The sequence below is a fragment of the Mesorhizobium sp. ISC15 genome (genome assembly GCF_037162615.1).
Classification (GTDB): domain Bacteria; phylum Pseudomonadota; class Alphaproteobacteria; order Rhizobiales; family Rhizobiaceae; genus Mesorhizobium; species Mesorhizobium mediterraneum.
Window position 1 is genome coordinate 573,389 of sequence record NZ_JAVSPX010000001.1, and the last position, 26,469, is coordinate 599,857.

Annotated in this window: 30 protein-coding genes and 1 pseudogene; 13 read left to right on the forward strand and 18 right to left on the reverse strand. The window is 62.4% G+C overall.

Annotated elements, in window-relative coordinates; all coding sequences use genetic code 11:
• The first annotated feature begins 109 nt into the window (after nt 1-109).
• Together RPG13_RS02820 and RPG13_RS02825 are read left to right on the forward strand one after the other, a co-directional pair.
• Nucleotides 110-1,345: an aminomethyltransferase family protein gene (locus RPG13_RS02820; RefSeq protein WP_337124348.1), complete on the forward strand. Its 1,236-nt coding sequence runs from the start codon at nt 110-112 to the stop codon at nt 1,343-1,345.
• 2 nt (nt 1,346-1,347) lie between these two features.
• Complete coding sequence (locus RPG13_RS02825; RefSeq protein WP_095487132.1) at nt 1,348-1,608, forward strand: hypothetical protein; 261 nt, start codon at nt 1,348-1,350, stop codon at nt 1,606-1,608.
• A 249-nt stretch (nt 1,609-1,857) separates the two neighbouring features.
• On the opposite strand, the gene RPG13_RS02830 is transcribed toward RPG13_RS02825, so the two are convergent.
• The 4 genes from RPG13_RS02830 to RPG13_RS02845 all read right to left on the reverse strand — a co-directional run bounded on the left by RPG13_RS02830 (nt 1,858) and on the right by RPG13_RS02845 (nt 4,957).
• Nucleotides 1,858-2,916, reverse strand: a complete 1,059-nt coding sequence (locus RPG13_RS02830) for a dipeptidase (protein ID WP_128242996.1) — start codon at nt 2,914-2,916, stop codon at nt 1,858-1,860.
• A gap of 171 nt (nt 2,917-3,087) precedes the next feature.
• The gene (locus RPG13_RS02835; protein ID WP_095487136.1) at nt 3,088-3,387 is read right to left on the reverse strand and encodes a GNAT family N-acetyltransferase; all 300 of its coding nucleotides are present in this window, start codon (nt 3,385-3,387) and stop codon (nt 3,088-3,090) included.
• 3 nt (nt 3,388-3,390) lie between these two features.
• Entirely contained in the window at nt 3,391-4,014 is a 624-nt protein-coding gene (locus RPG13_RS02840; RefSeq protein WP_127204268.1) for an alpha/beta hydrolase, read from the reverse strand.
• 10 nt (nt 4,015-4,024) lie between these two features.
• Complete coding sequence (locus RPG13_RS02845) at nt 4,025-4,957, reverse strand: VOC family protein (RefSeq protein WP_337124349.1); 933 nt, start codon at nt 4,955-4,957, stop codon at nt 4,025-4,027.
• Between the two features lie 223 nt (nt 4,958-5,180).
• On the opposite strand from RPG13_RS02845, the pseudogene RPG13_RS02850 reads away from it, so the two are divergent.
• Nucleotides 5,181-6,757 (forward strand): annotated as a pseudogene (locus RPG13_RS02850) (alkaline phosphatase family protein).
• A 49-nt stretch (nt 6,758-6,806) separates the two neighbouring features.
• Here the strand turns inward: RPG13_RS02850 and RPG13_RS02855 are convergent.
• Nucleotides 6,807-8,207, reverse strand: coding sequence for a PRC-barrel domain-containing protein (locus RPG13_RS02855; protein WP_337124350.1), 1,401 nt, complete (start codon nt 8,205-8,207; stop codon nt 6,807-6,809).
• Between the two features lie 290 nt (nt 8,208-8,497).
• On the opposite strand from RPG13_RS02855, the gene RPG13_RS02860 reads away from it, so the two are divergent.
• Nucleotides 8,498-9,418, forward strand: a complete 921-nt coding sequence (locus RPG13_RS02860; RefSeq protein WP_126104630.1) for a diacylglycerol/lipid kinase family protein — start codon at nt 8,498-8,500, stop codon at nt 9,416-9,418.
• Nucleotides 9,419-9,447: 29 nt separating this feature from the next.
• Here RPG13_RS02860 and RPG13_RS02865 read toward each other — a convergent pair whose 3' ends face one another.
• Complete coding sequence (locus tag RPG13_RS02865) at nt 9,448-9,648, reverse strand: hypothetical protein (RefSeq protein ID WP_095487148.1); 201 nt, start codon at nt 9,646-9,648, stop codon at nt 9,448-9,450.
• Between the two features lie 163 nt (nt 9,649-9,811).
• Here RPG13_RS02865 and RPG13_RS02870 point away from each other — a divergent pair, with 163 nt between their 5' ends.
• A complete protein-coding gene (locus RPG13_RS02870) occupies nt 9,812-11,344 on the forward strand; it encodes a sensor histidine kinase (RefSeq protein WP_126104629.1) in 1,533 nt (510 codons plus the stop codon).
• A gap of 101 nt (nt 11,345-11,445) precedes the next feature.
• On the opposite strand, the gene RPG13_RS02875 is transcribed toward RPG13_RS02870, so the two are convergent.
• Together RPG13_RS02875 and RPG13_RS02880 are read right to left on the reverse strand one after the other, a co-directional pair.
• Nucleotides 11,446-11,910 (reverse strand): hypothetical protein, encoded by a 465-nt coding sequence (locus tag RPG13_RS02875; protein ID WP_126104628.1) that lies wholly within the window; start codon nt 11,908-11,910, stop codon nt 11,446-11,448.
• 11 nt (nt 11,911-11,921) lie between these two features.
• Nucleotides 11,922-12,248 carry a DUF883 family protein gene (locus RPG13_RS02880; protein WP_095487154.1) on the reverse strand — a complete coding sequence of 109 codons (327 nt, stop codon included), beginning with the start codon at nt 12,246-12,248 and terminating at the stop codon, nt 11,922-11,924.
• Nucleotides 12,249-12,585: 337 nt separating this feature from the next.
• On the opposite strand from RPG13_RS02880, the gene RPG13_RS02885 reads away from it, so the two are divergent.
• Entirely contained in the window at nt 12,586-12,966 is a 381-nt protein-coding gene (locus tag RPG13_RS02885; protein ID WP_095487156.1) for a response regulator, read from the forward strand.
• Nucleotides 12,967-13,005: 39 nt separating this feature from the next.
• Here the strand turns inward: RPG13_RS02885 and RPG13_RS02890 are convergent, their stop codons facing one another.
• Nucleotides 13,006-13,557, reverse strand: coding sequence for an RNA polymerase sigma factor (locus RPG13_RS02890; RefSeq protein ID WP_029348707.1), 552 nt, complete (start codon nt 13,555-13,557; stop codon nt 13,006-13,008).
• A gap of 3 nt (nt 13,558-13,560) precedes the next feature.
• Nucleotides 13,561-13,755, reverse strand: a complete 195-nt coding sequence (locus tag RPG13_RS02895) for a NepR family anti-sigma factor (protein ID WP_095487158.1) — start codon at nt 13,753-13,755, stop codon at nt 13,561-13,563.
• A gap of 237 nt (nt 13,756-13,992) precedes the next feature.
• On the opposite strand from RPG13_RS02895, the gene RPG13_RS02900 reads away from it, so the two are divergent.
• Entirely contained in the window at nt 13,993-14,787 is a 795-nt protein-coding gene (locus RPG13_RS02900; protein ID WP_095487160.1) for a response regulator, read from the forward strand.
• Nucleotides 14,788-14,804: 17 nt separating this feature from the next.
• On the opposite strand, the gene RPG13_RS02905 is transcribed toward RPG13_RS02900, so the two are convergent.
• A complete protein-coding gene (locus tag RPG13_RS02905) occupies nt 14,805-15,005 on the reverse strand; it encodes a hypothetical protein (protein WP_128243003.1) in 201 nt (66 codons plus the stop codon).
• Between RPG13_RS02905 and RPG13_RS02910 the strand changes: the two genes are divergently transcribed.
• From RPG13_RS02910 to RPG13_RS02930, 5 genes are all read left to right on the forward strand, one after another.
• Nucleotides 15,004-15,171, forward strand: a complete 168-nt coding sequence (locus RPG13_RS02910) for a DUF1328 domain-containing protein (RefSeq protein ID WP_023797107.1) — start codon at nt 15,004-15,006, stop codon at nt 15,169-15,171. The two genes, RPG13_RS02905 and RPG13_RS02910, sit on opposite strands and share 2 nt — an antisense overlap.
• A 155-nt stretch (nt 15,172-15,326) precedes the next feature.
• The gene (locus RPG13_RS02915) at nt 15,327-16,361 is read left to right on the forward strand and encodes a sensor histidine kinase (RefSeq protein ID WP_095487162.1); all 1,035 of its coding nucleotides are present in this window, start codon (nt 15,327-15,329) and stop codon (nt 16,359-16,361) included.
• 143 nt (nt 16,362-16,504) lie between these two features.
• Nucleotides 16,505-16,687, forward strand: a complete 183-nt coding sequence (locus tag RPG13_RS02920) for a hypothetical protein (protein WP_245467561.1) — start codon at nt 16,505-16,507, stop codon at nt 16,685-16,687.
• A gap of 135 nt (nt 16,688-16,822) precedes the next feature.
• Nucleotides 16,823-17,149, forward strand: a complete 327-nt coding sequence (locus RPG13_RS02925; RefSeq protein ID WP_337124351.1) for a hypothetical protein — start codon at nt 16,823-16,825, stop codon at nt 17,147-17,149.
• 79 nt (nt 17,150-17,228) lie between these two features.
• The gene (locus RPG13_RS02930; protein ID WP_095487166.1) at nt 17,229-17,471 is read left to right on the forward strand and encodes a YMGG-like glycine zipper-containing protein; all 243 of its coding nucleotides are present in this window, start codon (nt 17,229-17,231) and stop codon (nt 17,469-17,471) included.
• 94 nt (nt 17,472-17,565) lie between these two features.
• Here the strand turns inward: RPG13_RS02930 and RPG13_RS02935 are convergent, their stop codons facing one another.
• From RPG13_RS02935 to xylF, 4 genes are all read right to left on the reverse strand, one after another.
• Complete coding sequence (locus RPG13_RS02935) at nt 17,566-19,188, reverse strand: CHASE domain-containing protein (RefSeq protein ID WP_126104625.1); 1,623 nt, start codon at nt 19,186-19,188, stop codon at nt 17,566-17,568.
• Nucleotides 19,189-19,317: 129 nt separating this feature from the next.
• A complete protein-coding gene (locus tag RPG13_RS02940; protein ID WP_095487170.1) occupies nt 19,318-20,118 on the reverse strand; it encodes an ATP-binding cassette domain-containing protein in 801 nt (266 codons plus the stop codon).
• Nucleotides 20,119-20,130: 12 nt separating this feature from the next.
• Nucleotides 20,131-21,462 (reverse strand): sugar ABC transporter permease, encoded by a 1,332-nt coding sequence (locus RPG13_RS02945; protein WP_095487172.1) that lies wholly within the window; start codon nt 21,460-21,462, stop codon nt 20,131-20,133.
• 145 nt (nt 21,463-21,607) lie between these two features.
• Nucleotides 21,608-22,648, reverse strand: coding sequence for a D-xylose ABC transporter substrate-binding protein (gene xylF / locus RPG13_RS02950; protein ID WP_095487174.1), 1,041 nt, complete (start codon nt 22,646-22,648; stop codon nt 21,608-21,610).
• Nucleotides 22,649-22,916: 268 nt separating this feature from the next.
• Here xylF and RPG13_RS02955 point away from each other — a divergent pair, with 268 nt between their 5' ends.
• Nucleotides 22,917-24,164, forward strand: coding sequence for an ROK family protein (locus tag RPG13_RS02955; protein ID WP_095487176.1), 1,248 nt, complete (start codon nt 22,917-22,919; stop codon nt 24,162-24,164).
• 34 nt (nt 24,165-24,198) lie between these two features.
• Here RPG13_RS02955 and phoB read toward each other — a convergent pair whose 3' ends face one another.
• The 3 genes from phoB to pstB are packed head-to-tail and all read right to left on the reverse strand — an operon-like array spanning nt 24,199 to nt 26,464.
• Complete coding sequence (phoB, locus tag RPG13_RS02960; RefSeq protein WP_031254097.1) at nt 24,199-24,888, reverse strand: phosphate regulon transcriptional regulator PhoB; 690 nt, start codon at nt 24,886-24,888, stop codon at nt 24,199-24,201.
• Nucleotides 24,889-24,904: 16 nt separating this feature from the next.
• A complete protein-coding gene (gene phoU / locus RPG13_RS02965; RefSeq protein ID WP_126104622.1) occupies nt 24,905-25,612 on the reverse strand; it encodes a phosphate signaling complex protein PhoU in 708 nt (235 codons plus the stop codon).
• A 36-nt stretch (nt 25,613-25,648) separates the two neighbouring features.
• Nucleotides 25,649-26,464, reverse strand: coding sequence for a phosphate ABC transporter ATP-binding protein PstB (pstB, locus tag RPG13_RS02970; RefSeq protein WP_095487180.1), 816 nt, complete (start codon nt 26,462-26,464; stop codon nt 25,649-25,651).
• Nucleotides 26,465-26,469: the final 5 nt, after the last annotated feature.

Sequence of the window (26,469 nt, forward strand, 5' to 3'; positions counted from 1 at the left end):
CGCCAATCACCAACGCCCGAGGAACAAGAGGAGGCGCCCAAGCTGCCGATCTCCCCCCTCGTGGGGGAGATGTCCGGCAGGACAGACGGGGGCGCGAAGGAATGCAGTCATGAATCAGCTACCTACCCTCGACGCCTCAGCAGCCCGCGCCGCAGCACAATCCCATTTCCGTACCTTGCGGCTCGGCACGCCGTTCCAGCCGCGCATCGACGCGCTGGCCAGGACCAATGACTGGTACAATTGGGCCGGCTACCGTGCCCCACATTCGCTGTGGGACGAGGAGCTCGAATATTTCGCCATCCGCAGCCAGGCGGCCCTGTTCGACATCTCGCCGATGACGAAATACCGCATCGCCGGGCCGGACGCCGAGGCCTTCCTCAATCGCGTCACGTTGCGCGACGTGACCAAGCTGAAGTCGGGCCGCGTCCACTACACCGCCTGGTGCGACGACGACGGTTTCGTCCTCGACGACGGCACGCTGTTCCGCCTGTCGCCAACACGGTTCCGGCTGTGCTCGCAGGAACGGCATCTGCCCTGGCTGCTGGATAGCGCCACAGGCTTCGACGTGACGGTCGAGGAAGAAACAGAGGCCGTCGCCGGTCTGGCGCTGCAAGGCCCAACCTCCTTTGCCGTGCTGCGCGATGCCGGTTTCGCCGGCGTCGAAAGGCTGAGGGTTTTTGATCTAGCCGAGTTCCCGCATGACCACGGCACCATCACCATCTCGCGAACCGGTTTCACCGGCGATCTCGGCTACGAACTGTTCGTGCCGGCCGACAAGGCGCTCAGCCTCTGGGACCGGCTGATACTGGCCGGCGAATTACGCGGCATCCGCGCCATCGGCTACACCGCGCTCAATCGCGCCCGGCTCGAAGCTGGGCTGATCGTTGCCAATGCGGATTTCACGACGTCCGAGCATGCCATTCGCGCCGACCGCTTGCGCATGCCGGACGAGATCGGTCTCGGCTTCATGGTCGACCTGCAAAAGGGTCATTTCAATGGCCGCCGCGCCATTCAAGGCGCGCGGGCGAAGAAGCGTCTTCGCCATGTGCTGGTCGGGCTTGAGATCGAGGGCAACATTCCCGCCGAACACGCCATCGTCTACTATCGGAAAAGCCAAGAGGTCGGGCTGGTCAGCGCCGCCATGTGGTCGCCTATGGCCAAGCGCAACATCGCCATCGCGTCGCTGGCGCGGCCGTTTGGCGACACGGTCGTCGACGACCTCTGGGTCGAGATCTACGCCATGCGCGAGTTGCAATACCAGAAGCTGATGAAGCGGGCCAAGGTGGTGCAGCGACCCTTCATCAAGCTCGACCGGCGCACCGCCAATCCGCCGGCAGATTTCTGACCATGACGGATGAGGCAAACAAGCACGACGTCGATGCAGAAGCCAGCGAGCAGTGGGAGCTGGTCAACACGCCGCTCGGCGAAAAATGGTCGGGGCGCACGCGCTATGCCGCGGCCATGTTCTTCTACAAGCGCGGCGAGATGAGCGCCGAGACGCTCGAAGTCTACCGCATCTGCGCGCGGCTGGATTCGACGGATCCGCTGCCGATCATCCGCGACCGCGGCGTCGGCCAGGATTGGCTGAAGCGCATGAGCTTTGAATAGCTCGCCCCAGGGTGTGTTGAGATTCAGGTCAGGCCGCGCCGAGAATGGTGGTTTCCGAGAACCGGAGCGGAGCGTACTTAAAGTACGTGAGCCCGCGCATGACCCCGAAATCGAGATCGATTTCGGAAAGATCATGCGCAAAATCAAAGTTCTACAGCGTCCTTTGCGCGCCCAATAGGGCGCGCGGCGCTGTAGGTAAGCGCAGGAACCGCCGTTCGCAGGCCGGCATCACCTGAATATCAGCAGACCCTACCCGATCGTCTTTTCCAGCATGCTGATCCAGTTGCGATAGGCGATCTTCTCGATCAGCGCGCGACCGAAGCCGCGCGCGGCGAGCGCATCGATGAGCTTCGGCAGGCCGGTCACATCGCCGATCACAGCCGGGATCATGGCGCCGTCGAAATCGGACCCGAGGCCGACGCCGTCTTCGCCCAGCGCCTGCAGCAGCGAATCGACATGGCGCGCCATGATGTCGAGACTGGTGTCGGCATTCATCCTGCCGTCTTCGCGCAAGAATCCGGTGGCGAAATTCAGCCCGACCATGCCGCCCGAGTCGCGGATCGCGCCGAGCTGCCAGTCGGTGAGGTTGCGGGAATGGCCGCAGATCGCATGGACATTGGAATGGGTCGCGACCAGCGGTGCATCACTGATCTCGACCACGTCGCGAAACCCCTTTTCGTTGAGATGCGAAAGGTCAACCATGATGCCGAGCTGGTTGCAGGCGTTGACCAGCGCCTTGCCGGCATCGGTCAGGCCAGGTCCGGTGTCGGGTGTCGACGGAAAGCGGAACGGCACGCCGTGGCCGAAGGCGTTCGGGCGGCTCCAGACGATGCCGAGCGAGCGCAAGCCGGCGGCATACAGCACGTCGAGCATCGTCAGTTCGGGGTCGATCGCCTCGACGCCTTCGATATGGAACACCGCAGCGATCGATCCTTGCGCCATCGCGTTTCGCACGTCGCCGGCGCTGCGGCAAACGGTGAGCGCCGACGCCCGCTCCAGCCTGTACAGGATCGAGGCCATGGCGATGGTGGAATCGAGCGCGTCGGCACGGGAGAGTTCGGGCGGCAACGGCTCGTTGTCGCTGGGTGCCGGCGGCACCGCGCTGCGCCTGGATTTCTCAGCCGGCGGCGGGAAGATCGCGAACATGCCGCCGGCAAAGCCGCCCTTCTTCGCGCGGGGCAGGTCGATGTGGCCGCCCTGCGTCCCTTCGATGAACAGCTTTTCGACATCGGTGTCTTTCGACTGATAGAGCCGGAGCAGCGTATCGTTGTGGCCGTCGAAGACGGGGACGAGATCGGATTCGGTCATCAGGGAGCCATTCGGTTAAGGGGGTGTGCCTCAGACGCAGCCAGTCTGCAGGCGATATGCCTAATTAGGCAAGATGTGCGAACTGCGCAAATGCCAGAGACGTTATCCCGTTGTGGCCACCCGCTCTTCCACCGTCATCCCGCGCGCTCAGGTGGCCGAATTGAGCCGAACCTACTGTTTCAGCACGTCGGCCCATTCCTTGTGACGATGGAACTGGGCGTTGGCGAACGGGCAAAGCGGGATGATCTTCTTGCCCGCCGCGCGCGCGTCCTCGACGGCGCGGGTGACGAGGCGAAGCCCGGCACCCTGGCCGCGAAATGCATCCGGCACCTCGGTGTGGTCGATGATGATCTGGTGCTCGCCGACCTTGGTAAAGGTCATCTCCGCCTCGGCGCCATCAGGCCCGCGCAAGAGATAACGGCCCTTGGAGCCGCGGTCCTCCAGTTCGATCTCCGGCAATTGGTCAAGCATTGCTTACGCTCCTTCTACCGGCGTAGCGGACAGAAATCGCCGCGCCGCCTCGATCTCGTTCGACTGCACCTCATGGCCGCCGTCATGCCACTCCACTGTGACATCGGCGCCATCGGCGCGCAAATACGCCTCCAGCCGCGACGTCAGGTTGGGCGGGCAGATCGGATCGCGCCTGCCGGCGGTGACCAGGATGCGGCGGCCGGCAAGGCTGCCGTGCACCTGCGGCTCGAACGGGATCAGCGGATGCATCAGCACCGCCGCATCGAGAAGCGTCGGCGCAGCGAACACCACCGAGGCCAGGATGTTGGCGCCGTTGGAATAGCCGAGGCCAAGCACCGACGAGGGTTTTGCCGCCTCGACATGTGCCCTGATAAAACCCACCATCTTGTCCGTCGCCCGCGCCAGGTCGCCCATGTCGTAGACGCCCTCGCCGGTGCGGCGAAAGAAGCGTCCCGCACCGTGTTCCGAGACATCGCCGCGCGGCGAGATGATGGTCGCCTGCGGCGCGAGATCGCGCCCGAGCGACAGAAGCTGGCTCTCGTCGGCCCCGGTGCCGTGGAAGACGAAAAGCAGCGCGCTGCCCGGCGAACCGGGCAGCACCTTGTGGATGTAAGCGTCCTTGCTCATGGCCCTGTCCTCAGTCTTCGAGCTTCTGCAAATGCTGTTCGAGATAGGGCCTCAGATGCTGGTGCTGCGTCGGCAGCTTCAGCGCCTCACCGAGATGGGCCGTATCCTCGTCGCGGTCGAAGCCCGGCTCGTTGGTCGAGACCTCAAACAGCACGCCGCCAGGCGTGCGGAAATAGATCGCCCAGAAATAATCGCGGTCGATCACCGGCGTCACCTGATAGCCGGTGTCCATCAGCGCCTTGCGCACTTCGAGTTGCTTGGCGCGGTTTTCGACGGCGAAGGCGACGTGGTGGACGGATCCCGCGCCGAGATCAGCAAAAGCAGCGCCCGGCAGCGCTTCGATATCGACGAAATTGGCGCCATTGCCGTTCTTCACTGCCAGCCGTTTTACGTTGCCGGATGTGTCGACTTCCTCATAGCCCATGAATTTCAGCAGCTCTTCTGTGGCGCCGCCATCCTTGAGTCTGAGCGACACCGAGTGAAACCCGCGGATCGCCTCGTCGGAGGGAATGCCAGCTTTCGCCCATGGCGCACGATGGTCGGCCTTGTTCTCGACCAGCGCAAACCCGTCGCCATCGGGACCGGCGAAGGCAAGCCGCTTCTCGCCGAATGTTTCTTCGCGCGACAGCCCCATGACGCCCTCATCGGCAAAACGCATTTCCCAATAGGCGAGCGTGCCTTCGGGCACCGAATAGACCGTGGTGCCGACCTCGCCGACGCCGTGGCGGCCCTTGCCGATGTTGGGGAAGGGGAAATAGGTCATCACCGAGCCGGGCGTGCCGACCTCGTCGGCATAGTAGAGGTGGTAGACATCCGGCGCGTCGAAATTGACGGTTTTCTTGACCCGGCGCAGGCCAAGCTTTTTTGTGAAGAATTCATTGTTCTGGCGTGCATCCCTGGCCATCGAGGTGACATGATGCAGGCCCTTGATCTGGTCGAGCATTTTCCTGCTCCTTCCCTTGTCCTGTGCGGCCCATGCCGCGGTCCACGCCAATATGAGGACCCGCCAGCCGGCGGCAAAGGCCGCAAACGCAGAATAGAATGTGCTGGAAAAGTGAACAATAAGGCGATTTCTGTTCACTATTCAGAAAACCCGTCAGGCTTGCGTCATCGCCAAAATTCGGCTCCATGAGCGGCACGGATACATGATGGGAAGGATACAGCGATTGGCCGAAAAAGGCAGACGCCAGAACATTCTCCTGATCACCTGCGACCAGTGGCGCGGCGATTGTCTGTCGGCTGTCAGTCATCCGGTGGTGCGGACCCCAAACGTCGACGCACTCGCTGCCGAGGGTGTACTGTTCAGAGAACACTATGGCGGCGCGGCGCCCTGCTCGCCGGCGCGCGCTTGCCTCTACACCGGCCTCTACCAGATGAACAACCGCGTCTGCCGCAACGGCACTCCGCTCGACGCACGCCACGGCAACATCGCGCTCTGGGCGCGCAGCCTCGGCTATGATCCGACGCTGTTCGGCTATACCGACGTGTCGCCCGACCCGCGCGCTCTGGCGCCAGGCGACCCGCGGCTGAAAAGCTACGAAGGCGTGCTGCCCGGCTTCACCGTGCGCCAACTCCTGCCGGAGCATCAGAAACCGTGGCTGTCCTGGCTCAAGGCGCGCGGCATCGATAGCGGCGCCGGCTTTCCCGACATCCATCGGCCGGCGAGCGAGATTGGAGGCAGGATCGAAAGCGCGGTGACCAGCGCGCCGCCCGTCTATTCGAAGGACGAGACCCCAGCCGCTTTCCTGACCGGCGAATTCGTCCGCTGGCTTGGCGAACAGGAGCGCGACACACCGTGGTTTGCGCATCTTTCCTTCCTCAGCCCGCATCCGCCCTTCATCGTGCCGGAGCCTTACAATATGATGTATGATCCGGCCGACGGCACAGCCTTCCGCCGCGCCGCGAGCTGGCAGGCCGAGGCGGAGAGCCACCCCTACCTTGCCTATGATCTTGACCAGCAGCAGCGGGCAAAATTCCGCCCCGGCGCCGAAGGCAAGGTGCGCGATTGGGGCGACGACGATTTTCGCCGCATCCGCGCACTCTATTACGGCATGATCTCGGAGGTCGACGCGCAGCTTGGCCGCATCTGGCAGGCGGTCAAGGCGGCGGGTGCATGGGATGACACCATCATCGTGCTGACCTCGGACCACGCCGAGATGATGGGCGACCATTACATGCTGGGCAAGGGCGGCTTCTTCGACGGCAGTTTTCATATTCCGCTGATCATCCGCGACCCGCGTCGCCGCAATGCGGCCGGCGCCAGCGTCGACCGCTTCAGTGAGGCGGTGGACATAGCGCCGACATTGCTCGATCTGCTTGGCGAGGAAACGCCGCCGCATCTCGACGGACAATCGCTGAAGCCGTTCCTGGATGCCGGGGAGCCGGACAACTGGCGCGAGGCCGCGCATTGGGAGTTCGATTTCCGCTCGGTAGCCGACGGTGATGCCGAGCGCCACTTCGGCATGGTCCGCGCCAGTGCAATCTGGCCGTCATCCGCACGGAAAAATTCAAATATGTACATTTCGGCGGCGGCCTGCCGCCACTGCTGTTCGACCTGGAGAAGGATCGAGACGAGCTAACCAATGTCGCTGGCGACCCGGCCTATTTGCCAGTCCGGCTGGAGCTTGCCGAAAGGCTGCTTGCCTGGCGGGCCGAACATCTCGACCAGTCGCTGGCGCTTGCCGAACTGACCGAGGATGGCGTTGCCGGCCACGTCGCAGGCCTGCCACCTTTCCAGTCATGAAAAGGCCCGCGCCGTTGCCGGCACGGGCCTTTTTCATCGTTGGAGCGAACTACCGCATGATCATGCGCTGTGTGTCGCGGTTTTGCGCATATGTAGCCTTGTCATAGGGGGCCTGCGCCTCGAGCTGCTCCTTGGTGAAGTTCGTGTAGAGATAGCGCTTGCCATCCTTGTCGGTCATGAATTTGAGGTTGTCCATGCCGATCGCCACCTCCTTCTCGCCAACGCCAAGGAAACCGCCGACGTCGATGATGACGGCGTCGACCTTCTTGTCGCCCGTCAGCACGACGTCACCAATTTCACCGACATTGACATCATTGGCGCCATAGACGGTGGTTCCAACCAGATCCTCGGACCGGATTTTGTCGACCGGCATTTCGGTCAGCGCCGACTTGTCGATCGCAGCGGTCTGCGTCTGGTCGGGGGCGGAGGCGTCAGGCGTTGCTGCAGCCGGAGCCTCGGCTGTCTTGTCCATTGGGGCCGGAGCAGCGGTGTCAGGCGTTGCCGCGGGGGCTTGCGCCGTCTTGTCCGCCGGTGCTGGAGCCGGAGTGACGGTAGGGGTGGTAGCTACCGGCGCCGCCGCGTCAGTGGATGCGGTAGTCACCGGGGCGGGATCATAGGGCCTGCGGTCGAACTCCGGCAACGCCTCCAGCCCCTCCTTCGTGGTCTCGGCCACCAGCCAGCGATCACCGTCCCTGTCCGCCCACTTAGCCTTGTCGAACTGATAGGCCACGTTCTTTTCGCCAACCTCAAGGAAGCCGCCGACGCCAATGATTAGCGACTCGGCCATGCCATCCTTGGCCAGGACGATGTCGTTCACGTCGCCGATGTTTTGAGCATCGTCGCCAGTGCCGTTGTAGACGGTTTCACCGATGATGTTGGTGGCAAGGTTCCCATCGGCGCGCTTCACGGGTTCGGCAGGAGCCGGTTCAGCCGGAGCCGCCGGAGCGTTCTGTGCGGTGGTATCGGTCGCGCCAGAAGGGGCTGGAGGAGCCGTGGCCGTGGTGTCGCTGGCCGCAGGAGCCGGATCATAGGGCTTGCGATCGAAGTCCGGCTGAGCCGTCAATTCATCCTTTGTGGTTTGGGCAATCAGCCAGCGGTCGCCATTGCGTTCGGCCCACTGCAGCTTGCTGTAGTCGAAAGTGACATTCTTGGCGCCGACGCCAAGAAAGCCGCCGACGCCGATGACGACGGATTTCGCCTGACCGTTTTCATCGAAGATGACATCACTGACATTGCCGATGTTCTCGGCATCGTCGGCTGTGCCATTATAGACAGATTCACCGATGATATTGGTTACCAAGCTGCCTTCGGCGCGCGGAATGGGGGCAGCCGGAGCGGTATCCTGGACTGCTGGATCCTGCGTCGGCGCCGGGGTTGTGGCCGTCTGCGCGTATGCGCCGGTCGCAATCAACGCTGCGAGTGCGGTGGTGGTTAAAAGGGTGCGGATCATTGTAATCTCCTCGTGCGTTATTTCGTTCACGCCACGGGCCGCCGGTGGGAGATTGGTCGCGGCGCTATATATTCACAACGTCGTGACCGCGCCGTTGTTCCGAAACCATGGCGAGCGTCGTGAAAAAACCCTCCGAACCGCGCCAATCAGGCAGTCGGCCGGTGAGATTCGCGCCTGTATTTTCGTTAGAGCTGCGGAACTTTTTTTCAGCCGCCCCGTTTCAGCCTGTGGCTGGGTCTGTCCTGGTCGATGATTACCCAATGGCTGACAAGAAAAAACGGAGCGGGGGGATGCGATTTGCGGCGGTGCTGAACCAGGAGGGCGGCACCTTGCGCACGATTGATCTTTCCGCGTTCACCGACCGGATGCGCCAGACATTGGAGGCAGCAGGTCACTCCATCGATATCGACATCGTTGCCGGCAATGACATCGTTAGAGCGCTGGACCGCATCGCTTCGAAGCACAGCATCGACATTGTTCTGGCCGGTGGCGGCGACGGCACCATTTCGGCCGCGGCGGCTCGGTTGATGGGCAAGAAGAAGGCACTTGCCATTTTGCCGGCTGGCACGATGAACCTGTTCGCGCGCGGGCTCGGCATCCCACAGACCCTTGACGCGGCAGTGAAATCCTTTGCCGACGGCGAGGTGATCGCAGTCGATATGGCAACCGCCAATGGCCAGCCATTCGTGCACCAGTTCTCGATCGGCATGCATGCCAGGATGGTTCAACTTCGCCAGACCATGGAGTTTGGCTCGCGGTTGGGAAAGATGCGGGCCTCGGCGAAGGCTGCCTGGGCGGCGATCAACAATCCGTCGGCAATGAAGGTGACGCTGACTATCGGCGAAGCCGAGATCGTGACGCGCACCACCGGCATCGGCATCACCAACAATCTGTTCGGTGAGGGTCATCTACCCTATGCCGACAATCCCGCCGGCGGCGTGCTCGGCATCTATGTCACGGTGGCGCGGCGGCGTGGCGAACTGATCAGGTTCCTCTTCGACATGGCGCGCGGCAAATGGCGCGACAGCGAGCACGTCGAAATCCACCAGGCCGACCGGGCCGTTTTGAAAGTCCACTCGGCAACCAAGAAATTCCGAGCCGTCATGGATGGCGAACTGGTCAGGCTTGACCGCGAAACGACGATCGAAATCCGTCCTGGCGCGCTGAACGTTCTCGTCCCGGCGCGCGCTGTCCAAGCGAAGGCCGCGTGATGCAGGCCGGCACAGTCGATCGGAAGGCTTCAGCCTTTGGGAATCTCGCCCTGTTCGTTCCTGGGAAGCTCGCCCTGTTCGGTTGTCGACGTCTTGTCTATCATGTTGCCGTAAATCTCCGCGATGCCCCAGGCGATAAACGCCAAAAGCAGCGCGGCGATCAAGATACGGAAAGTGTGCCACCCCCAGCGTCCCTGGCGGGCTTTGTCTTCAGGAACGATCTTGGGCATGATCGGCCTCCATGTTGTTTGGCGCAAGCATGTCGTTTGGCGCCGGCGGGCGCGGCTGGCAAAACGTGGTTGGGTAACGGTTCCTCAAGGCGAAGGTTCCGGTTTCAGAGCCAGGCAACTGGCCTAGCGCGAATGGCTGCAAGCCGATGCATTTGGGGGCCTTGTGGATAGCAGGGTAGTGAAAAAGCCGACTCTGCCGGTCGATGTGCTTGGCGCGGTTGGCGCCGCGGACCGGCTTGCCGTGCTCCACGGTCTCGATGCAATCGACACGACGGCCGATCCTGACTTCGACCGTATCAGCGCTCTTGCCGCCGCGGTGATGCAAGCGCCTATCGCGCTCGTCACGCTGCTCGGTGTCGAGCGGCAATGGTTCAAGTCCTGTGTCGGCCTGGATGAGACCGAGGCCGCGACCGATACATCTTTCTGCGCCCACGCCATTGCCGCCGGCGACGAGCCGATGGTGGTGACCGATGCGAGCACGGATTCGCGTTTCAACGCCAGCCCGCTGGTCACCGGCGAGCACCATGTCCGTTTCTATGCGGGTGCGGTGATTGTGGTAGCCGGCGCCCGGATCGGCACGCTCTGCGTGCTCGACCGCAAGCCGCGCGCGTCGCCGTCTACAGCCAAGCTCGAACAATTGACGGCGCTCGCCAGTCTCGCCGCCAGCCTGTTCGCATTGAAGGACGCCACCCGCAACGGCGCCAGCGCCGCTGCGGCGCTGGCGCGTGAGGAAAAGCGGCGCGCCATAGCGCTCGACGCCGCCTCGCTCGCTAGCTGGGCATGGGATATCCCCACCGATATGATCGAATGCGATGTCCGGCTGTCCGAGCTGTTCGACCTGCCGCGCTCGAATCGGCTAAGGGCGCGCGATATCCTTGCTGCCATCGACCCGCGCGATGTCTACCAGACCGAGACGCACTTTCGCGACGCGCTGGCCAGCGGTGACGACTATTTTGGCGAATACCGCGTCAAGGGCTTCAGTCCGCCGCGCTGGCTCGCTACGCGCGGCCGTGTCATCGAGCGCGACGGCGACGGCAAGCCGACGTTGATCTTCGGCGTCAATTACGACGTCACCGAACGCAAGCTCGGCGACGAGCGGCAACGGCTCTTGCTGCGCGAGCTGAACCATCGCGTCAAGAACACGCTGGCGACCGTGCAGGCACTGGCGACGCAAACCGTTCGCCATGCCCGCCAGCCGAGCGAGTTCCTCGAAGCCTTTAGCGCCAGGCTTCAGGCGCTAGGCGCCGCCCACAGCCTGCTGTCCGACCGCGAGTGGCGCGGCATCGGCATTCGCGAACTCGTGCAGATCGAGGTCAAGCCATTCGACACCGCCCAACAGCCGCGCATGACGATCTCAGGCGCCGATCTCCTGCTTTCGCCCGACCAGGCGGTCGGGCTCGGCCTGATCCTGCATGAACTGGCCAACAACGCGCTGCAATACGGATCGCTGTCGGCGGCTGCGGGCAAGGTCGATCTCGACTGGAAGGCACAGGGCCGGAAAGGCGCACGGCGTCTTGTGCTGACCTGGCGCGAAAGCGGCGGGCCTGAAGTTGCCTCGCCCGAACGCCACGGCTTCGGCTCGATCCTGATCCGCCGCAGCCTGGCTAAGGTCATCTCCAGCGAAGTGACCCACGAATTCCGACCGGAAGGCGTGTTTGCCGAAATATCGATGCCGCTGGAGGATCTGTCGAAGTGATGGCTCGACCCTGATCCCGAACCGAAGGTCCTCGTCAGCGAAAAGTGGGGTCCGGTTTTCGGATAAGATCATGGTCGAACAAGAAGAAGAATCGCTTCGAGCTATTTCGCTTCGCCGGCATCCGGATCGTCGGCATCGGGCTTTATATTCTCGCGGTAGATGGCGTAGGCGGCGAGTGCGATCGCCGGACCGAGAATGGTGCCCAGGCCACCTTTCCCCTTGAGCAGCGTCGGCAGTATGGCGAGCGCAGCCGTGATGCCGATCGCCTTCATGTCGGCATTGCGCCTCCGCGCCCTGCGTCGGGCGCGCGCGCCGGCCGACAGCTGATAAATAAGCAGGAGGACCCCTGCGATCACCAGGAAGCCGATTCCGAAACCAAAGCAGGCTGCCATCGGCCCGTAGCGGCCCGCCACCCAAATATAGGCCGCTCCGACGAGGAAACCGAGGCCGCACAGTGCTGCAAGTGCCGCGAGCGCATAGACGATTGCAGCCGTGCGCGCGCGACGCACGGCTGCAACGGTCTCACCCGAGGCGAGGCCCGAGATCAGCGATGCCAGCATTCCCATCTGGGCTGAGGCTAGCGGCGCGCGAGAAGCGCGAACAGAAAGCCGACGCCGGCTGCGATCGCCAGCGACGTCACCGGCTTTTCGCGCACGCTCGCCGCCACTTGCGCTTCGAGGTCCTTGGCGTTGCTGCGCAGGGTGTCGAAGGCCGCTTCGCCCTGGGCGCGCAGTTGCTCGACGCCTTCGGTCGCGGCGCGGCGGGCCGTCCCGTAACCATGTTCGCCGGTCTTGGCCAATTGCTTGGTGAGTTTTTCGATATCGGCTTTCAATTGCCTGATGTCGGCCTCGAGATCCGAATTCGCCCGGCTTGCGTTCGCGGTCTTTCCTGCGGCAGTCGCCATTGCTTAACTCCTTGCGCTTGCTTGGTTTCAAACGCTCGATACTCACCAAGGTTCCGAAATCGGAACAAGGTCCATGAAAGGGTGTTTCCGCGTATGAGTCCAGCCCGAACCGAACATCCCAGGACCGGCGTCAGATCAGCAGCCGGCTACCCCCCAGCGCGAGCTAAGCCTGCGGATCGTCTGTTGAACGATCGAGATTCCGTCGTCTGCGACCGACATGTTTTTTTACATAACAGAATGCCAAATAACTTTAGATGACAGGACACCAAATAGCGATCATGACTCCTCTGTTCCCTGCGCTTCCCCTTTTCCCTGCGCGCCACGGAGACATTGCCACGTGCCACCCCTGCTTGACGGATTGCGGATTCTTGTTTTGGAGGATGAATTCCTGATCGCCATGGATGTCGAGCAGCTTTGCCGCGACTACGGCGCCGGCGACGTGACCATCGCCCGCGATCTGGGTGAGATCGATCGCAAGAACGTTGCCTTGCGATTCGACGCAGCCATCGTCGATCTCATGCTGGGCGGCGCTTCGACGCTCGATTTCGCTTCGCGGCTGCGCGAATCGGGCGTGCCTTTCGTCTTCGCCTCGGGCTATTCCGACATGGACGAAATCAAGGTGTCCTTTCCCGATATCAGATTGGTCACCAAGCCCTATTCGGGAGACGACCTCGTGCAGGCAGTGGCGGCGGCGTGCGGGCGCGGACCTCTTGTTTGAGGGTCCGGAAACGGAGGCGCGCATTGCCGGGGTCAGTGTTCAGGCGGCGTTCGACCCCGTCACCTGAGCCGAGATCGCGTCCGGGCCAAACTCGTCATCGCCGGAAATCTTCAGGATTTCCTGCAACCGCGTGCGGGCGCGGCTGACGCGGCTCTTGATCGTTCCGACCGCACAGCCGCAGATCTCGGCGGCTTCCTCGTAGGAAAAGCCCGAAGCGCCGATGAGGATGATGGCTTCGCGCTGGTCCTCGGGCAATTGCTCGAGCGCGCTACGAAAGTCCTTGAGGTCGAGTTGGCCGTGCTGGGCCGGATGGACGGCTAGCCTGGCCGTCATGATGCCGTCGCTGTCCTGCACCTCGCGGCCGCGCTTGCGCATCTGCGAATAGAATTCATTGCGCAGGATGGTGAACAGCCATGCCTTGAGATTGGTGCCCGGCTCGAAGCTTTCATGCTTGTCCCAGGCCTTCACCAGCGTTTCCTGCACCAGATCGTCGGCCTTGTCGGCGTTTTGCGTCAACGATACGGCGAAGGCCCGCAGGCTCGGAATCGAGCCGAGCAGATCGGTCTTGAAGCTCTGGGAGACAGCCGCCATGCCTCAGTCCTTTTTCTGTGCAGGTTGGGCCCGTTCCAACTGGCTGAGCAATTGGGCGAAGCGATCCGGCACATTGTCGGAGACCAGCTCGTCGTAATATTGTTTGAGTTTGCGGCCGATTTCCGAATTTGGCCCGAGCGGGTCGCCGGAAGCAGCCCGGCGCCTGTTTGCAGCGCCAGCCGTGGTATTTTTCGTCATGTCTTCATTTCGCCCTTTGTTCCCAGCACCCGGCCGCCCCTCAACACAAGACGCAAAGCAAGCGGCCCCCTCGTCGGGTTGCCCCATCCCGACCTCAAACGCCGTCCCATTATATTAGTTCCACAACCATCGGAACTTTTTCGGAAATCCGGCGTTTGTGTTTTCAGGGCTATTTTCGGGACTTGTAATCAGCTTGGCCTGCAATCTATGCATTTACGTCAGAGGGAGACGTCCGTCATGAGCCTATCCGCAACCATCGCTCCACACCTGCCGTTCCTGCGCCGCTTCTCGCGGGCCGTTTCCGGATCTCAGGAGAGTGGCGACGCGCTGGTCGCCGCGATGCTCGAAGCCATCATCGCCGACGTCGACATCTTTCCGAACGCGTCGAACGACCGCATCGCGCTCTACAAGGTCTTCGCCAGGCTATTCACCTCGGTCGCCATCCGCGTTCCGCAAGAGCACCCGCAGTCGGCGTGGGAACAGCGCGCCGCCGCCAATCTGAACGCGATCTCACCGCGCCCCCGCCAGGCCTTCCTGCTGGTCGCCGTCGAAGGTTTCAGCGAAGACGAGGCGGCGGAGATTCTCGACGTCGACGATGAGGAGTTCTCCGAACTTCTCACCGAGGCCAGCAACGAGATTTCCCGCCAGGTGGCAACCGATGTGCTGATCATCGAGGACGAGCCGCTGATCGCCATGGACATCGAGCAAATGGTCGAAAGCCTGGGTCACCGCGTCGTCGGGACTGCGCGTACCCACGCCGAGGCGGTGGCTATGTTCGCAAAGACGCGGCCAAAAATGGTGCTGGCCGACATCCAGCTTGCCGACGGCAGCTCGGGCATCGAAGCGGTGAACGAAATCCTGTCGTCCACGCCGGTGCCGGTGATCTTCATCACCGCCTTTCCCGAACGTCTCCTGACCGGCGAGCGGCCGGAGCCGGCCTTCCTCGTCACCAAGCCGTTCAATCCGGAGATGGTCAAGGCCCTGATCAGCCAGGCGCTGTTCTTCGACCGGCATGCGAAAGCCGCTGCATAGGACCGCATAGGCCCAGCCTAGCGCCGCTCTGTTTTCCACAGATCAAACGACGCTGGCCCTTTGCGGCTGGCAAACGTCCTTTGCGCCTCGAACTTTCCCTGCTCGTGACGATTCAATTCGGGCCGGAAAGATTTCCAGGGATCGTCTTTTTCGGGAAATGGTGGAACAAACGGCAGCGAAAGGCGTTTTTGCCACACCATTCGAAGGAGATGGATCATGCTTTACTGGGCGCTCGTATTTCTCGTCGTCGCGATCATTGCAGGCGCTCTTGGTTTCGGCGGCATCGCCGGCACCTCTGCCGGTATAGCGCAGATATTGTTTTTCATCTTTCTCGCTTTCCTGATCATTTCGCTTATCGCGGGCTTGTTCAAACGGGCGTCGTGAACGCTAGGTGCGATCAGACACTGGGAGCCGCACCCCTCAAGCGGTTTCCAGCTACCGCCGGGCGGTGTCCTTCAACGGGACGTCGCTCGGCGGACCTGTTTTGGGAACCCATTTTTCCGTCATCCGTTCAGCCTGGACTGGGCGGGTGAAGTGCGATGCAATCCAGAGCCGGAGACATGAAAGACAGCGGACGAAGTGATGAGATCATCGCTTTGCATTCCGCTGAGAGTGGAATGCAGCTTGGTAGGGCCCTTCTCCATGCGCTGCACAATGCCGGCATCTCGGTTCTCTATCAGGATCGCGAGATGAAAACCGTCTGGGCCCGCAACATGCGCCCGCCATGGGCCTCCGATACGGCCGACAGCAACGGCAACCTGCCACTAGCGCAGGCGGAGCGTATCGGTGCGGCCAAACGCAACGTCATCGCATCCGGCAATCCCGAACATCTTGAACTCAGCATTCCCGCCGACGATGGCGTTCGCTGGTTCCAAATATGGGTGGATGCCGATCACGACGACGGCGGCGCCGTGCAGGGCGTCGTCACCACCATGGTCGAAACGACCGAGCAGAAACGTCGCGAGCAGACCCTGAAGACGCTGCTGCGCGAGGTCAGCCACCGCTCGAAGAACCTTTTGGCCATCATCCAGAGCATCGCCACCCAGACCAGCCGTTATTCAGACACGCTCGGTGATTTCCTGACACGCTTTCGCGGCCGGCTGCAATCGCTTGCCTCATCCCAGGATCTGGTGACCTCGTCCAACTGGCGGGGAGCGGCACTGCGCGAACTGGTGTCCGGTCAGGTCGGCCGCTATGGAGCCGACCCCTCGCGCAGCCTGCGTTTCCAGGGTGCAAATCCATACCTCAACCCCAATGCCGCCCTGCATATCGGCTTGGCCATGCACGAGCTAGCCGTCAATTCGGTCAGCTACGGCGCGCTGTCGCGAGCCGACGGATTCGTCGAGGTGACGGCCGATCTGACGGCTGCTTCCGCTGGTGAGACCGCCCTGTCGCTGACATGGGCCGAAGCCATCGGAGCCAACGACAATCAGCCCAGCGAGAAGCGTTTTGGCAGTGTCGCGCTCGAGCGCGTCGTCCCTGCGTCGCTGAACGGCACGGCGACACTTGAAATCACCAGGGACCGCCTCGAGTATCGCCTTATTGTTCCTCGCGGCAATTTCGAGACCGATTGAGCGGACAACAGCCGAGCCAAAGTGGACTGATACCGGCCGCCCCGGCTTTAACCACTTGTTCACCATAAAGTCCGATGCTGTTTTTCCCAGGCACCGCGACGCATGACGTTTTCGATCGCAGTTTGCTGCGCAGCACGGGAGGAGTGGCTTTGACGGTTGCCGACATCAACAGGCTGGAACAGGCCGCACGCGTTTCGATGGGCGGGTTTCAGGATCTCGAAGCATCCGCGATGCCATCGCCCCGTGCTTCCCTCCCGACCCCCGGCGTCGCCGCAATTGCGCTGGCCGCGGCGGTCGTCCTGGCCGCCGCGTTCCAGTTGATCTAGAGCATCGAAACCAAAGTGGCCGGCGGGTTGTGCTTGCCTCATGTTGACCTGTTTTTCGAATCAATCGCGCGCCAGCCTGCATCGCAGGAACTTTGGCGAATGTGGCCCGTTTCTTATGGCGAGAGGACCGTCGCCATGGAACACATCGCTGCCGTGCTGCTGGTCATTGGTTGTTCGAACACAATGACCGAATGCCGCGAACTGCCCGCATCGGTGAGCGTGTTCGAAACCGCTCAGGAATGCACCGCCGAGCGTCCGTTCGCCTTGGGCGATGTGCAAGTTCAGGCCCCGCGCGTAATTGCCAAATGCCTGCCCGTCGATCCGGCACTGGAGGATGATTACGACCAGATCGTCTGGAATGTGCGTCCAGACGGCACGCTCGACGCTTCCGTTGAGATTTCCAACGTCGAGGTTGTTTCGAACGGCGCGCGCCCCGTAAAAGATTCTCTTAGCCAACAATAAAATCGAGCAGGCAAAACCCTTTTTCGCATGATAAGTGACGGGTGGAGCTACAAGTGAGGACAAAGCGAGGAGTGACTCTATGCGGAAGATGATTATTGCCATGGTTGCCGTGGTCGCAGTCAGCGGTTGCAGCACCACCGAGCGGGATGTCGGCGTCGGCGCCGGTGTCGGCGCTTTGGCCGGCGGCCTGATTGACGGAGGCAAGGGTGCGCTTGTCGGCGCAGCCATCGGTGCCGGTTCCGGCTTGCTGGTGCGCAACCTGCGCAATGGCTATTGCCAGTACCGCGACAACCGTGGCCGTCTCTATACGGCTCGCTGCTGATCCGTTCAAACGCACGAGGCAATAGAAGCAGAGACCGGCTCGTCCGGTCTCTGCTTGCTTGCGCCTTCGAAAACGGTCGGTTTGCGGCAGCGTTTCAGCCCGACAGTGGAATCCTGATTTCCACGCTCAATCCGCCATCGTGAAAATCGCGATTGATCGTACCGCGCAATTCGCGTGTCACGTTCAAATCGATCAGCTTGGTGCCAAAACCGGTTTTGACAGGTGCTTCGAGCTTCTTCTGGCCAACTTCGCGCCAGTTGAGAACCAGCGTCCTGTCGCGCCTGCGACCTTCGACCGACCAGTCGACCTTGAGCGAGCCGACTGAGTTGCCGGTTTCGCCATATTTCAGTGCATTCGTCGCCAGTTCGTGAAAGGTCAGGCCGAGCGCTTGCGTTGTCGTCTCGTCGAGCAGCACCTCTGGCCCCGACAATATCCCCTCGGGAAGCTCCTTGCCGAACACCTGGCCAAGCTCGATGCGCAAGAGATCGCCGAGATCGGCCTTCTGCCAGCGCGAGCGCGTCAGCATGTCCTGGGAGGCCGCCATCGCTTGCAACCGGGCCGAAAAGGAGGAGGAGAACTCGTGGACGTCGGTGGCGTGCGACGCCGTCTGGCGCGCGATCGCCAGCACCCGCGTGATCGAGTTCTTGATGCGGTGCTTCATTTCCTGCAGCATCAGGTCTTTTTCGAGCAGGCTCTTTTCCGTCGTCTCGTGAAGCAGCGAGACCGCGTCATAGGCCCGCTCCTGATAGCGTGCCACCAGCGCGATGGTGCCTGCGAGCAACAGCCCGAACAGGCCGAGCATCACCGGAATGGCGCGCGAGGAGGGTTGCGAGAAGGCGCTTGTCGGCCTGAACAGGATGGTCCACGGACGTCCGGCGATGGTGATCTTGCGGGAAGCCAGCAGCCTGTCGCCGAAGGTCGACACCGGCGGCGTTTCCGACTGGAACAAAAGATGGTCGGCATCCACCTTGCCGTCATAGATTTCGATGTTCACCGGCAGCAGCGGCGTCCGGCTGAGCGCGGTTTGGAACAGATCGCGGGCGCGGAAGGCCGCATAAAGAAAGCCTGATGTCGAGGATCTGGACGCATCGATGCCGTCCGGCGCGGTTTCGACGTTGAGCCGCACGAAAACCAGGAAGCCGGTGAAGGTTTGCGCAGCACCTGTCTCCTGGCCTAGCTGCACGCGCCCGGTCGCGTGCTGCTGGTCGTCGGCCATCGCCTTTTCGATCGCCTCGCGCCGCACCGGGTCGGTGAACATGTCGTAGCCGATGCTGGATTGATTGGAAGCGTCGAGCGGCTCGAACAGCATGATGGGCGTACGCCACGGCAATGTCGTATCCGGATAGACGGCATGGCTGGTGCCATAGTCGTGCAGGATGGCACGCTCGACCGCTGCCTCGTCGCCGGCTCTCGCCAGTCTGAGAAAGCCTATGCCGCGCAGGCCGGCGAAATTGTCGTTAATGCCAAGCGCATCGAAAAACGCCTTGAACTCGCCCCGCGAAATGCCGCCATTGCGAGCGTCGAACAGCGCCTGGGTCGATCGCAGCAGCGACAGATGCAGGTCAATGCGGCTATCGATCCGGTTGAGCGCGTCGTCCGCCGTCGCCTCGAACTTGATGCGCGCCGCTTCCTGCGTCGCGAAATAGGCGAATCCCGCCATCGTCAGGCTGATCAGCGCGACGGCGATGAAAGCGACGGTCGGAAAGAACTTCTTCAATTGCTGCTGCGGCCCATGAACGGTTCCTGACCTTTATGGGCAAGTCCCCGCGCCAACACAATGGCGCGGCCAAACCATCACGACGGCTGGCATATCATGTCGCAGATATTTAGCCGGCTATTTAAAGCCTCAGGCTGCGATCTTCAGCGCACCTGGCCCCGGAATGGCACCGGGCGGACACTTCCCCAGGATGATCATGCCGAGCACCTCGTCCTGGGTCACGTCGCTGGTGCGCGCCGTTCCAACGACCTGACCATTCTTCATCACGCAGACGCGGTCGGCAAGCTCGAACACGTCGTGGATGTCGTGGCTGATCAGGAAGATGCCGATGCCGTCGGCCTTGAGCTGCATGACCAGTTCGCCGACCTGCGCCGTTTCCTGCGGCCCCAATGCCGCCGTTGGCTCATCCATGATCAGGATACGGGCGTTGAACAGGATGGCGCGCGCGATCGCCACCGACTGCCGCTGGCCGCCCGAAAGCTTGACCACCGGTTCCTTGAAGCGCTGGAAGCGGGGATTGAGCCTGCCCATCACCTTGCGCGCCTCGGCCTCCATGGCGCCATCGTCGAGCGTGCCCCAGCCGGTCATCAGCTCGCGGCCGAGGAAGAGGTTGGCGGCGGCGTCGACATTGTCGGCGAGCGCCAGCGTCTGGTAGATCGTTTCGATGCCGTATTTCTTGGCATCGCGCGGATTGGAGATCGAGGCCTCCTCGCCATTGACGAATATCTGGCCCGAGTCGCGCTTGTAGGCGCCGGACAGGATCTTGATCAGCGTCGACTTCCCGGCACCGTTGTGGCCGAGCAGCGCCACCACCTCGCCCGGGAAAAGGTCGATCGACGCGTCGTCGACCGCGCGAATACCACCAAAGGCAATCGAGATGTTCCGCATATCGATCAACGGCGTGCCTGTGCGAGCAGTTGTGTCAACCATGATCGCCCTTCCCTAAACGCGCTTGCGGTAGACGGTGTCGAGCCAGACGGCGATCACCAGGACGGCGCCGACGACGACGCTCTGAAGCGGTGAATCGATGCCGAGCAACACCATGCCGGATTGCAATGACTGCATCAGAAGCGCGCCCAGCATGGCGCCGAGCACCGTGCCGGAGCCGCCGGCCAGCGACGTGCCGCCGATGACGGCTGCGGCGATGACCAGCAACTCGTCCAGCGTACCCAGCGCATTGGTCGAGGCATTGAGGCGAGCCGACGCAATCGCCGCGCTGATTGCGGCCAATATGCCCATGATCATGAACACCTTCATGGTCACCCAGCGCGTGTTGATGCCGGCGAGTTCCGCCGCTTCCGGGTTGCCGCCAATGGCAAAGACATAGCGGCCGAAACGGGTGCGCCTGGTGATGAAGGTCATGACGATGCCCACTGCGACCGCAATCAGCACCGGTATGGCGATGCCATGGGCGATGAACAGCCCGCCTTCGGGGACGGTGATGCCGTTCCGCTGCGCGTATTGGCGCACGATGCCGATTGGCCAGGGATAGGAATTGGCGATCCACACGGCGCCGAGGATGGCGGCGCAGGCGACAACACCAAGCAAGCTCTCCGCCCAGACAGGACGCAGCGGAAACTTGAACCGCTTGCGCTGCGACCGGCCGTTGAGCAGCATGAAAGCGACGGCCGCACAGGCGAGAACGCCGACGATCCAGCTTGCGGTTGCCCCGATCGAGCCACGCGGCCCGCCACCCATGAGCTGGAAGGTGGCGTCGAGCGGCGCGACGGTGCGCCCGCTCGTCATCAGCCACGCCATGCCACGCCAGATCAGCAAGCCGCCCAGCGTCACGATGAAGGCCGGAACCTCGAGATAAGCGATGATGAAGCCCTGGAGCGCGCCTATCATGAGGCCGAGCACCACACCGGCAGCCAATGCGATAATCCATATCCAGGGATTTCCCACCTGGAGCCCCATGACGCGGATCAGGAATTCGGCCTGCGCCACGCCCATCACCATGCCGATCACGCCTTCGACGGAGCCCACCGAAAGATCGATGTTGCGCATCACGATGACCAGCACCATGCCGGTCGCCATGATCGCCACCGAGGAGGTCTGCACCGACAGGTTCCAGAGATTGCGCGGCGTGAGGAAAAGCCCACCCGACAGGATGTGAATTCCAACCCAGATGACCAGCAGAGCGCCGACCATGCCGAGCATGCGTATATCGAGCTCGGTTGCCTTGAGGAACCGTCCGATGGCGCTGAGCTCGGATTCGCGCGCCCGGTCTTCGGCCGTGTGGGCGACCGGTGGGTTGGATGCCGTGTCGGTCATGATGTCCTCCGACCGGGTTGCCGTCTGGCGCGGATGCCGGAACAGAATGCTATTTGCTTTCCACGGTCATTTGAAGCGGAAAGCCTCTCGAAAAACGCCGCGGCCTGACAGCCGCGGCGTTCGTTTCCTTGCGAAATGATCCAGATCAGTTGCAGGCCGCAACGCTGCCCGCGGCGACACCCGCGCAGACTTCGTCCTTCTTGATCCAGCCGGCGTCAATGACGACGTTGAGATTGTCCTTGGTGATGGCAATCGGCGTCAGGAACAGCGACTTGACGGCATTGCCGCCCGGCGTGGTGAAGTCCTTGACGCCCGCAATGTCGGTCATCTGCTTGCCGTCGGCAAGCTGCGAGGCGATCTCGGCGGCGTTCTTGCCGAGCTCTCGCGCGTCCTTCCACACCGATACGGTCTGTGTGCCGAGCGCAATGCGGTTCAGCGCTGCATGGTCGCCGTCCTGGCCGGACACCGGGACGGATCCGGCCAAGCCTTGCGCCGTCAGCGCCGCGACGACGCCACCGGCAGTGCCGTCATTGGCGGCAACCACCGCATCGACCTTGTTGTCGTTGGCGGTCAGGAACTGTTCCATGTTCTTCTGGGCGTTGGCGGGAAGCCAGCCGTCGGTATACGCCTCGCCGACATTTTTGATCTTGCCGCTGTCGATGGCATCCTTGAGCACTTCCATGGAGCCGGCGAACAGGAAATCGGCATTCGGATCGGCGCCCGAGCCCTTGATGAAGACGTAGTTGCCTTCCGGCGCCACCTTGAACACTTCGCGGGCCTGCATGCGGCCGACTTCCTGGTTGTCGAAGGTCAGATAGAACACGTCCTTGTTCTCGATCAACCGGTCATAGCCGACGACCGGAATGCCTTCGTCCAGCGCCTTTTGCACCGCCGGCCCGATGGCCGACGCATCTTGCGCAAGGATGATCAGCGCGTTGGCGCCCTGCGAGATCAAGCTCTCGACATCGGTCAGCTGCTTGCCGGGATTGGACTGCGCATCGGCGGAAATATACTTGTCGCCGGCAGCCTCGATCGCCGTCTTCATGGCGGCTTCGTCGGTCTTCCAGCGCTCTTCCTGGAAGTTCGACCACGAAACGCCAATGACCTTGTCCTTCGCCTGTGCGACCGACGCGAGCGTCAGCGACATGGCGACCCCCGCCAGGATGGCGGCTGCGAATCTCTTCATGATAGTCCTCCCTGCGCCGCGATACGGCGCGACCAAACTGGCCCGAAGGCCGGCACAAAGGCTCTATTTTTTCGAGCCTCGAAAAAATACTGGTCCAACGCCGAAGCGCTGTCAACATCAATTCTGATGGATTTTGATGTCCCTGCCGACTTTTTTCGAGCCCCGGAATAAACAATGACAGGGCCTTCTGCTTCTGCCAGTATTTGTCGGACGCTACCGACGGCTTCCGGTTCATGAGCGGCCGCGGCAAGAGGGAGGAAGCAAAAGAATGTCGGTTGGAATCCGTCATGACGATTTGCGTCGGCGCAACCGGGCGATGGTGATTTCGGCCGTACGCCGGGCAGGCCAGCCGTCGCGAACCGAGATCGCCGCGACCACCGGCCTCAGCCATTCGACCATATCGGCGATCTCTTCCGACCTCATCCAGGAAGGCATCCTGACCGAGAGCAAAGCGAGCGAGACCGTTTCGCTGAAACGCGGCCGGCCGCAGGTCGGCCTTAGCCTCAATCCGGAAGCGGCAGCGGTGTTGGCCGTCGTGTTGTCGCTGAATTTCCTTTCGGTCGCCGTCATCGATTATGCCGGACAAGTGGTCGCCGAGGAACAGCGCCGGCTGGACACGCTGACCATGTCGCGCGACGAGCTGATCGACGAATGTGTCGCCATCGTCCGGCGCCGGCTCGAAGATCCCGATCTCGATGTCCAAAGCGTCGCCCGCATCGCGCTGGCGATCCAGGGCATCACCGATTCCCATGCGCGCGCCATGTTGTGGTCGCCGATCACGCCGCAGACGAACATTGCCTTCGCCGACATTCTGGAACGTGAGTTCGGCATCCCGGCCATCATGGAGAACGACTGCAACATGATGGCCGTGGCGCTGCGCTGGCGCGACCCGGATCGCTACCGCGACGATTTCATCGCCATCCTGCTCTCCCACGGCATCGGCATGGGGCTGGTGCTGAAGGGCGAACTGTTCACCGGCACCCATTCCTCAGGCGGCGAATTCGGCCACATGATCCACCGGCCGGGCGGCGCGCTTTGCCGCTGCGGGCGGCGCGGCTGCGTCGAGGCCTATGCCGGCAACTACGCCATCTGGCGCAATGCAAGGCAGTTGAGCGAGAACGCCGAGCCGGTCGCCGATGTCAGCGACGCCGAGATGCGGGCACTGGCGGCCCGGGCGCGCCAGACGGACGGACCCGAGCGCGAAGCCTACCGCAAGGCCGGCGAAGCGCTCGGCTTCGGGCTTGGCAGCCTGTTCGCGTTGATCGATCCGGCGCCGGTCGCCATGGTCGGCGCCAGCGCTGCCGCCTTCGACCTGATCGAGCCGGCCCTGCGCGAGGCCATCGCTCAGACCGCCGGCGGTCAGCATTCGGGTTCGATTTCCTTCGACACCGAGCCGAACGAGCTGCCGCTGATCCGCGAAGGCTGCGCCATGCGAGCGCTGAGCTTCGTCGACCAGGAGATTTTCGCGCCGGGCGCGCAAGGGAAGTCCGGCACGGCCAGGAAGCACGTGGCCTGAATGGAAGAACGCAGCTTGAATTCAGGCAGTCTGTTCAGTCTTCCCTGATCGCATAGCCCGCGCCGCGGATGGTGCGGATGACATCGGGCATGCGGCCATTGTTGACCGCCTTGCGCAGCCGGCCGACATGGACGTCCACCGTGCGCTCGTCGATGTAGATCGTCTCGCCCCAGACATTGTCGAGCAACTGGCTGCGCGAGAACACCCGACCCGGGTGCCGCATCATGAATTCGAGCAGCCGGAATTCGGTCGGCCCGAGCCGGATCTCGCTCTTCTTGCGATAGACCCTGTGCGATTCGCGATCGAGCATGATGTCACCGACCTTCAGCACGCTGGACAGCACTTCGGGCTTGGCGCGGCGCAGCAGCGCCTTGACCCTGGCCATGAATTCCGGTGTCGAGAACGGCTTGACCAGATAGTCGTCGGCCCCGGTCGAGAGGCCGCGCACCCGGTCGCTTTCCTCGCCGCGCGCGGTCAGCATGATGATCGGCAGCCGCTCGGTTTCGGGACGCACCCGAAGGCGACGGCAAAGCTCGATGCCCGAAACCGCCGGCACCATCCAGTCGAGCACCAGAAGATCGGGCACGTTTTCCTGAAGCCGGATTTCGGCCTCGTCGCCGCGCGTCACCACCTCGACCTGATAGCCTTCGGATTCCAGATTGTAGCGAAGGAGGACGCCCAGCGGCTCTTCGTCCTCCACCACCATGATGCGCGGCGCGATCATCGGCCGGTTACCCCTGTCATGTCGCCGACGCCGACATCGTCGTTTCGTCGAGCTTCGGTCGATCCGCCGGCAATTGCTGCCCGGTCACGACATAGTAGGCGTTTTCGGCGATGTTGGTGACATGATCGCCGATACGCTCGAGATTCTTGGCGCAGAACAGAAGATGCGTGCAGGCGGTGATGTTGCGCGGGTCCTCCATCATGTAGGTCAGGAGTTCGCGAAAAACCGCCGTGTATTTCACGTCGATCTTCTCGTCGGCGGCGCGCAGCTCTTTCAACGCGCCGGCGTTGCGCGACACATAGTGCTCGACCACGCCGCGGAGCTGCTCGAGAACGAGATCCGCCATCGCGTCGATACCGTGCGAGAGATTACGCGGCGTGGCGCTCTGCCCGACGGCGCTGACCCGCTTGGCTATGTTCTTGGCCAGGTCGCCGATGCGCTCGAGATCGCCGGCCATCCGGATTGCGCCAACCACGGCGCGCAGATCTTGCGCCATCGGCTGCCGCTTGGCGATCAGCGTGATCGCGCTGTCGTCGAGTTCGCGCTGCCGCGCATCCATGATGGCGTCATCCGAGACGACGCGCTGCGCCATCGCATTATCTGACGCAAGCAACGCGCGGATCGACGCTGCGACCATCGCGGCGGCGAGCTCGTCCATGTCGCGGATCAGCCTGTCGATGTGCTCCAATTCCTCGTCGAAAGATGCGACGGTATGTTCACCCATGATACTGTCCTCGTGCTCGAAAATTAGCCGGACCGCTTAGCCGAACCGGCCGGTGATGTAGTCCTGGGTGCGCTTGTCGTCGGGGTTGGTGAACATCTTGTCGGTCGCGCCCTCCTCGACCAGATAGCCGAGATGGAACATCGCCGTGCGTTGCGACACACGCGCTGCCTGCTGCATCGAATGGGTGACGATGACGATCGTGTAGTTCTGGCGCAGTTCGTCAATCAGTTCCTCGACACGGGCGGTGGCGATCGGATCGAGCGCCGAACAAGGCTCGTCCATCAGGATCACTTCCGGCGACACAGCGATGGCGCGCGCAATGCACAGACGCTGCTGCTGGCCACCGGAAAGGCCAGTGCCCGACTCGAGCAGGCGATCCTTGACCTCGTTGAACAGGCCGGCCTTCTTCAGGCTCGATTCGACGATGCCGTCCAACTCCGCCTTGCTCCTGGCCAGACCGTGAATGCGCGGACCGTAGGCGACGTTTTCGTAGATCGACTTCGGAAACGGGTTCGGCTTCTGGAACACCATGCCGACGCGAGCTCGCAGCTCGACGACATCGATTTTCGGGTCGTAGACATCCTCGTTGTCGAGCGTGATCTTGCCGCTTACCCGCGCGATGTCGATCGTGTCGTTCATTCGATTCAAGCAACGCAGAAAGGTCGACTTGCCGCAGCCCGATGGGCCGATCAACGCCGTCACCTGGTTCTCGCGGACATCGAGATCCACGTCGAACAGAGCTCGCTTCTCGCCGTAATGAACGGAGACCTTTTCGCCCTTCATCTTGATCGAAGGCTCGTTGGTTCCGCTACTCAGTTTCTGCTCGACGCTGGCTTCCGTCATGATGTTCATATCCT